This is a genomic window from Flavobacterium tegetincola DSM 22377 (genome assembly GCF_000425485.1).
Lineage (GTDB): Bacteria > Bacteroidota > Bacteroidia > Flavobacteriales > Flavobacteriaceae > Flavobacterium > Flavobacterium tegetincola.
Genome location: NZ_KE384391.1, coordinates 1 through 7758 on the forward strand (window position 1 = coordinate 1; position 7758 = coordinate 7758).

6 protein-coding genes and 1 pseudogene are annotated in these 7758 nt (G+C 32.3%); 2 read left to right on the plus strand and 5 right to left on the minus strand.

Annotated elements, in window-relative coordinates; genetic code table 11:
• Positions 1 to 145 (plus strand): annotated as a pseudogene (locus H602_RS20395) (ATPase); the annotation flags it as partial.
• A gap of 162 nt (positions 146 to 307) precedes the next feature.
• Positions 308 to 949 carry a hypothetical protein gene (locus tag H602_RS0117790; protein WP_026979233.1) on the plus strand — a complete coding sequence of 214 codons (642 nt, stop codon included), beginning with the start codon at positions 308 to 310 and terminating at the stop codon, positions 947 to 949.
• Positions 950 to 1310: 361 nt separating this feature from the next.
• On the opposite strand, the gene H602_RS0117795 is transcribed toward H602_RS0117790, so the two are convergent.
• The 5 genes from H602_RS0117795 to H602_RS19185 form a co-directional block, all read right to left on the minus strand.
• Positions 1311 to 4526 carry a T9SS type B sorting domain-containing protein gene (locus H602_RS0117795; protein WP_026979234.1) on the minus strand — a complete coding sequence of 1072 codons (3216 nt, stop codon included), beginning with the start codon at positions 4524 to 4526 and terminating at the stop codon, positions 1311 to 1313.
• A gap of 746 nt (positions 4527 to 5272) precedes the next feature.
• Positions 5273 to 5800, minus strand: coding sequence for an STM3941 family protein (locus H602_RS0117800; RefSeq protein WP_026979235.1), 528 nt, complete (start codon positions 5798 to 5800; stop codon positions 5273 to 5275).
• Positions 5801 to 5802: 2 nt separating this feature from the next.
• A complete protein-coding gene (locus H602_RS0117805; RefSeq protein WP_084404291.1) occupies positions 5803 to 6738 on the minus strand; it encodes an RHS repeat-associated core domain-containing protein in 936 nt (311 codons plus the stop codon).
• 27 nt (positions 6739 to 6765) lie between these two features.
• Positions 6766 to 7143, minus strand: a complete 378-nt coding sequence (locus tag H602_RS0117810) for a hypothetical protein (RefSeq protein WP_026979237.1) — start codon at positions 7141 to 7143, stop codon at positions 6766 to 6768.
• An 18-nt stretch (positions 7144 to 7161) separates the two neighbouring features.
• Positions 7162 to 7758, minus strand: a 597-nt coding sequence (locus H602_RS19185) for a hypothetical protein (protein WP_035760009.1), incomplete at its 5' end; no start/stop codon positions are given.

Consider the following 7758-nt stretch of genomic DNA (forward strand, 5'->3'; position numbering starts at 1 on the left):
CATTTCCAAAAAAATACAAACCCATAGCACCACAAACCTATCAGCCTCCGAAATCGAAACCATTTACGGCAACCGTGTTCGCTCACGACTTCGAGCCATGTTCAACCTCATCGCCTTCGACAAATCTACACCCGACAAACGATAAATAATTGTATGTCACACTGAGCCTGTCGAAGAACTCCAACCCAAAATACTAAATCATGATTCTATGCTCTTTATTCTATGCTCCTTTATTTTAATTCTTAAATCTTAATACTTTTCTCACATTCTTAATTCTTAATACTCAAATCTTAATACCTTCTCACATATGAAAAACTCAATCAACTTCTGGAACTGGTTCATCAAAAACCAAGAAACTTTAAAAAATTTCTATAATCATGAACCACAAAATCGAATCGCAACACTAAATAAATTAGGCGAACTGCTGCATTCCGAATTGCTCAATTTAGGGTATGTAATTGTTCTGAATAAATATAATACGACTGCAGAATTAATCATTACAACCAACGGAAACAATGAAAATTTTAAAAAAGCAATCCAACTAATTGAAGTAGCCCCAAAAGTAGAAGGTTGGATATTTACAGTACAAAACGCATCCGAATTTGAAGTACAAATTGCTTTAAAAGAATTAGATGAATGCTATATTTTAGGAGAAATTACCTTAAAAACAGACAATAGAATTTGCATTCCACTTCATGCACAAAATACACCGGAAAAACAGTTATTTGTCTACTACAAAAACCAACACATTTATTGTCAAAAACAAAACCTCAACCATACATTATTCACAATAATCGATAAATCTATAGGAAATGTAGCAAACTCAAAACACATAAATTTCGTCCAATTGGCACAAGAAATGCACGAAGCAGACCGTTATACTGAATTGTATGATTTTGAATACTATTTAGAAGTTTTAAACAAAAACAAAAAACGAATATGGAAATAGATTAATTTTTACACAAATACCAAAACTTATAAAATATAAAAATTAGAGAAAATGCGATTTAATTTTGAATTTAACAGAATTTATCCAGCAGAATTTATTCTTTGAAATATACTTACAATAGTTTTAAATTCATACTATTAATGATGTGTATAACATCAGTATTTAGAAAAATTAAATAATCCCGTACAATTGGAACCACTCTCTTCATTCAAGTTGGATGAAACTTCTTTGTCACAGAAAGTTGCAGTTAAATGAACTAAAATCTGTTAAGCCTAAATTATATGTAACATTTCAAACAGGTATAAGCGAGTAAAAACATATGAAATCTATCAGTCTTTATAGCTATGAAACTCATCAGAATTTACCTCTTCAAGGTAAAATGCCCCCTAATAACTTTGCCCTCTTCTAATTGAAGTACATACCAATAATCGCTTGACGGCATTAAGGAGCCATTAAAATTACCATCCCATCCTTGATTTAATGGATTAAATTGCACTAGCAATTTTCCATAACGGTCAAATACACTAATAACATCTTTTGCATTGATACCCGAATGTTTGTAGCCTTTTATGTTCCAATAATCATTATATCCGTCTCCATTTGGAGTAAAGAATTTTGGTATACCAAGTACATTTATCTCCCTTTTGGCAGTTCCACATCCATTTAAATCTTTAATATAGAGGGTATATATTCCTGCTTCAACATTAGTAAATATATTGCTTTCTTGAAAATAGTGATTATCAAGGCTAAATACATACGAACCCAAGCCAGTAATATTTATACTTATTGAATTATCTTCCGACAGTTCAATAATATCAACAGATTGTATAGTGGCTTTTTCTGATGAAATTACAGTCACTGTACGAGTTGCTGTACAGCCAAAATTACTAGTTACTTCTACTTTATAAATCCCTTCTTCATTAATCACGAGTGAGTAATTATTAGCTAATGAAATAACTGCATCATTAAAAAACCATTGATACGTATAGTCATTAATAGAATTAGGATTCTTCAATCCAGCATCTATCGTTTTTGTAAAAGTAGGGTTGTCACTACAGATTAGTTCGGAACCTACTGGATTAATGTAGGGTATTGGATGTACAATTAATGGTATCACAGTGCTGGAATAGCAAGTTGCATTAGTTGGATTCGTTATCCGCACCGTTATATTTTGCGTAGATGAAAGAAATGGATTGGGTAGCGGACTTGGAAGTACAGCTCCGTTTGCATCAAAGTAGCTAACGCTCATTCCTACTTGATCTCCCAGAAGTTGCGAATTAAATAAAGAAGTGTCAAAAAAAGCGAATCCATCTTGAAAATTAGGATTTGATTCATCATCACAAATAGACGTTAGCACTTCAGGAATTTCATGCACTACGGGTAAGGCTTCCACTATAAAAGAGATAGTAGATGTAACATTACATGCGGTAAATGAAGAATTTGTTACTACTGCAGTAATCGTTTGTGAAGCCGTAACAAATGGATTTGGCAAAGGACTAGACAAGCTATTATTATTTCCATCAAAATAGGTCACCGTTAATCCATCCATACCGTTAAGTAAAGTACTCTCGATGGTATTGGTGTCAAAAGCATACATGCCATCCTGATCTTCATCACATTTGACAAAAGAAAGTGGCGTTACGATGGGCATGTCTCCTACCGTAAGTGTAACATGAGGACCTAGCCCCAAGCACTCGTTGTTGACTTGGCTGTCTACACGGACGTATAGGATTTGTGTATAAGGTGAACTTGTATTAGTATAATTAGCGGTGTCACTGATCGCGTTTTGTTCAGCTAAAGCATCATTTAGATTCTGATAGTAGGTAATGTTTAAAGCTTGACCCGACGGATATAAATTTTGAACTTCTGGTGTAATACTGCTAAAGTTGAAAGTTGCAATACCATCAGAAGCACTTCCTGACAAAGCATCGTCACAAACCGAAATCGTTTCATGAAAAGTAGCAGGTATTAATGTTGTAGAAACCAATAAGTTTATTTGTGCTGTTTCATAACAACCTTGATTAGTTGTAACCCGCACAAATACAAAATCATTGCTAACACTTTGATTGATGTAATTGGTGATTCCTTGTATCGGATTTGTGTTTTCTTTCGCCTCTTGCTCTGTTTCGTGAAAAGAAAAAGTCAATTCCGCTACATCACTCACCAAAGAGGGTAGTATTTCATTGAGATTAAACATACTAAATCCATCATTATCATCATCACATTGTTTTAAATCAAAAATACTACTTGTAAGTTGTGGCTTTTGAAATATAGTAATTTCTTTAGCACTGGAACTACTACCCAATGCCGTTGTTACACTTACACTAACAGAATAGGTACCTGAATTTTGATAGGAATGTATGCTATTGATACCAGCTGCTGTACTTCCGTCTCCAAAATCCCACACTGCGGATATGACAGTTTGGTTGGTAGAGAAGCTAAAATTAATCGATTCTCCTGCACAATTATCAGCCAACTGAATGCTTGGAGTAAAGAATATAGATTGATTAAAAGAAGGCAACCCTGCTTTAGATAATTTACCTCCTAAATAAACGCCTTCTAATTCAAAATTACATCCAATCCCCTGAATATTTGGATTATGAACTACTGCCAAATAGGGGCTATAATAATTGGCAATGTACAGCTTATTATCAGGGCCAATTTGCATTTGTCCAGGAGCACTTATCGCATCTAGTAATAAAATTTTTGAATTGGGTATATTGGCTGCGTCAAGATTAAATTGATAAACTTTACCTAAACTAATAGAGAGATAAAGCAAGCTCTCGTTGGGAGAAAAAGCGCTTCCATAAAAATGACCAGCTTCGGTTGTTAAAGTTAGTTCATTTGATAACACTCCAGAACTATTATCAAAATCAAATAACTGCGCAATATCTGTGAAATTTGTAAATGCTAATTTAGAACCACTAGAGGCAATTTTTATGGTTCCTATAGCCGACAAATCTGGATTGCCGGTAATTACTGCACCAATACCTGTTATTACAGGTGTTAAACTTAATCCTTCTGACGATAACTGATATGCTCTGAAATTATTAGTATTAAATTCATGAGTAACTATCCAGTAATCCGAACCATTTCCATGTTTAGTAACTCCAATGTTTTCGAGAGTCGGAGTATAAATTAAAATATTTTTAACGCTTGTTACCGCTCCATTTCCATTTTCAAGTGCCATATCAATAATGGAATACCTAAATCCTTTTATTCCAAGTTGAACGTCAACTGTAAAGACATAAAAAAGTGTAGTAGATCCAGGTTGAGGTACAATAGTTGCCGACTGCGTACTGGAAGAATGCCCCATTAATCCGGCTCCGTTTACCATTACTTGATGAGTTTTATTGTAAATTTTTACGCCGTCAGTGTAAAAAAGCAGTTGTCCATTTGTATCCGAAACAGCTGCACATCCTTCATTGCTATCGAGTTGACCATCAGTCAAAGCAACAGGAGCACCATTATTAAAATCCAACCCAGCTTTTTCTCCGAAATACCAAATATTTGCTTCTCCTTGGGCATAAAAAGCAAAACTAAATAATAGAAAAAGCGATGTAAATAGTTTTTGCATTTTGACTAATCCAATTGATTAAAAGATACGGTTTTGTTATTTTGCGCAAAAGTATTGATTATTGATTACATTTTGGTCATTACTTCGTGAATACCTTTAAACTTTCATTTAAGGACTCTTTCTGTATTTAAAAGTAGTTAGAAAAGAAATGTATTACACTGATGTTTTTAAATTGACAGAAAAGTAAAAAAATGTTTACATTTTCTTCAGAAGTACATTCAGAAAAAATGAAAGAATCAGTTCAATTATATCAATATCTCTAACATTACTCGCATTTAAATTTTTACAATTGATTCGTTAAAGCATCTGTTTCTTAAACAGCTCTAAAGAATCATTACCATTCTACTATTAAGGGCTTTCTTTCGCGTTACATTAATTAATTGAAAACTTCCACTTAATGAATTATAATCAAAAGCGACAACATTATAATCAGAATGTTTTATCAGAAAAGGATAATAAGGGTTGTTATCAACTATTTTCAAAGTACTGTTTGTTTGTGGGTTATATCTCATACTTTTTTTTCTCAAATAGACTTTGTACTGAAATACATATTTATACGTACCAGCGGTTGCGTCTATATAAACCTGTGCCGTAGGAGAAAGATTAGCTTTTTTTTACCAAATACTTGAACTTTATCCTATTTTTATTAATGATTTTATAAACTTTGTAGAACTGTATTTATCAATACTTAATTTTATGACAGTGCTTAAATGGGACGCTTGAGTAAGCACGATACACCTCAATCGTTAATCTGGAAACTTCATATTCCTAGCTTTTTTATAAGCTTTTACAATTTTTTCTTCAAGGAATTCAATATCACATTCCAGAAGTGCACTTGAAATGATTATGCTATTTTTATAATCCCAATTATGAATCATAAGGAGGATTTTTTTTAATAAATGATTATTAACTTCGTTAATAATATTTTCTTTAAAAAAAATTTGAATGCTTGTTTTCTTAATTCTTTTAATTTTAGAAACTTTATCCCACTTTATCTCTCCAATAGCTTCATATTTTGAATTATCATTAAAATATTTTTCACTTATAATTATTCCATATGGTCTAAATAGAATATTTAGTAATGAATAAAGTAATACTATAAAATAAAGTATTGAAATTATACCTAGGGTTATAATATGCCACTCCTTCATAAAAACATTTCTAATAAAAATCTTAGGTACTGAAATTAACCAAATTGATAAGCAAATCATAATAATAGCAAAAAAAATTCCAATAAAGACTCTATATATTTTTATTTTAATTATTATTTCCATTTTTAATTATCTTTAAAGATTCCATCAAAAGCCCTTTCTACCCCCTCTTCACCAGGGTAGCCTCCAACTGCAGCTCCCACAAATACAGTTAAAATAACCCCAGGGCCTGTTTCAAATCCTGCTAATCCAAGTGAACAAACTACTTGTTTACTCCCTTCATATGTGCTTGTTTCATATCCATAGTAAATTTCTGGCGCTTCTAAAAGAATACCGACAGCAAATCCACCAGTATTGAAACCTTTTGACACATTAAAAGAAGTGCCTTTTATATTATTTAATCCTCTCGCATTTGGTTTAAAATACAATCCTTTTCCACTTTTTGCTCCACTAATAGCGACATAACCCCCACCATGCTTTAATCTTTTAGTATGTGCAGCTACTGCGCTAAAACCTTCATCAAGATATTCTGCATATCCTAACCCTTTATATGAGTATCTATAAGCATCATAATACGGACTATTATCATAAACATGCTGCTGTATTTGAGATAACCATGTACTGGAATTACCATATACAATGACATTATTAAGAATAATCCCATTTAAACTAATGTCAGAAGAACCGCCGCCACCGCCACCGCTAGTACCTCCAATCACATCAAATTGACTACTTAAAAAGAAATTGCCCTCTTTGGATATAAACGAAGTACCATCAGCATTATCAAAATTACCAAAGCCATCATTGATCCATTGGCTATTAGTGCCAGCTGGTGTATTGTCCCACATTGCATTTAGAATGGGTCCACCCTGAATTAACCCTGTGGGATCGCTAAAATATACTGGATTATTCAACCCAAAATGATATGGAGTTTGAGAATAACTTACCTCTGCCAACAAATCCACCCCATGAAACCTCCCCAATGCATTATCATACTGCCTAAAATCCATTGCCGTAATATTCAAGTCTAACTCATCTTGATATTCCTGACCGTTCTTTATCTATTAATTACAAAAATAACATTCTCATTATTTTGCTACAACTATTAGTAAAATAGAAGTTAAAACAACTAAAATTGGTAATATGAAAATTTGCCATGTTTTAATTTTTCTATTTAAAGAACTATTTTCAAATTTTTTCAATAGTTCTTTTACTTTTTTGTTTTTGAAATATCGAAATAAATCCAATATAAAAACAAACGAAAGTATTCCAAAAAAAAATATTACGAACATTTTTTTATCCATATTTTGATTTGAAAACAATCCTCCACTTAAAAGATTAATTACGACGCAGAATAGAAAAAAAAATGATAATTTAACAACAGATAAAAAAAAGATTGCTGACAATTTTGGAATCTCATCTCGATTTTTGTAAAACAAAAATATTCTATAAAATATATAATCCATAAACATTTTTTTTAAAATTTACCATTCCCAATCATAAATAGGACCGCCTACAGAATTATCTAATCTATCACCAATAGAATAACCATAAACACCTTGATGTATCATATCTCCCACAAAATAACTTCCTCCAATAATCCATCCAACTCCTGGAATAAAAGAAACACCAGTTATGGTTGCATCTAAAATATTTGATGCTTTTATTTCTGAATTATATAATACTTCTCCAACAGTAACTGCACCAGCTAAATAACCTAATCCACGTCCAGCAGACTGAAAAGTTTTAGGTATCCCGCTTTTAATCGCACTTGTTTTAATATTAAAACCATTGTTTTTTAAAAATTTAGAAATTTTATATGAACTTTTCCATTGACCTTTATTTGATAAATTATTCCAGTATGCTGTACTTAAATCAAGAGCCAAACCTACACTTCCTCCAAAAGCATCAAATTCTGAATAAGCATCATAATACGGACTATTATCATACACATGCTGCTGTATTTGTGACAACCATGTACTGGATTTACCATATACAATGACATTATTAAGAATAATCCCATTTAAACTAATGTCAGAAGAACCGCCGCCACCGCCACCGCTAGTACCTCCAATCACATC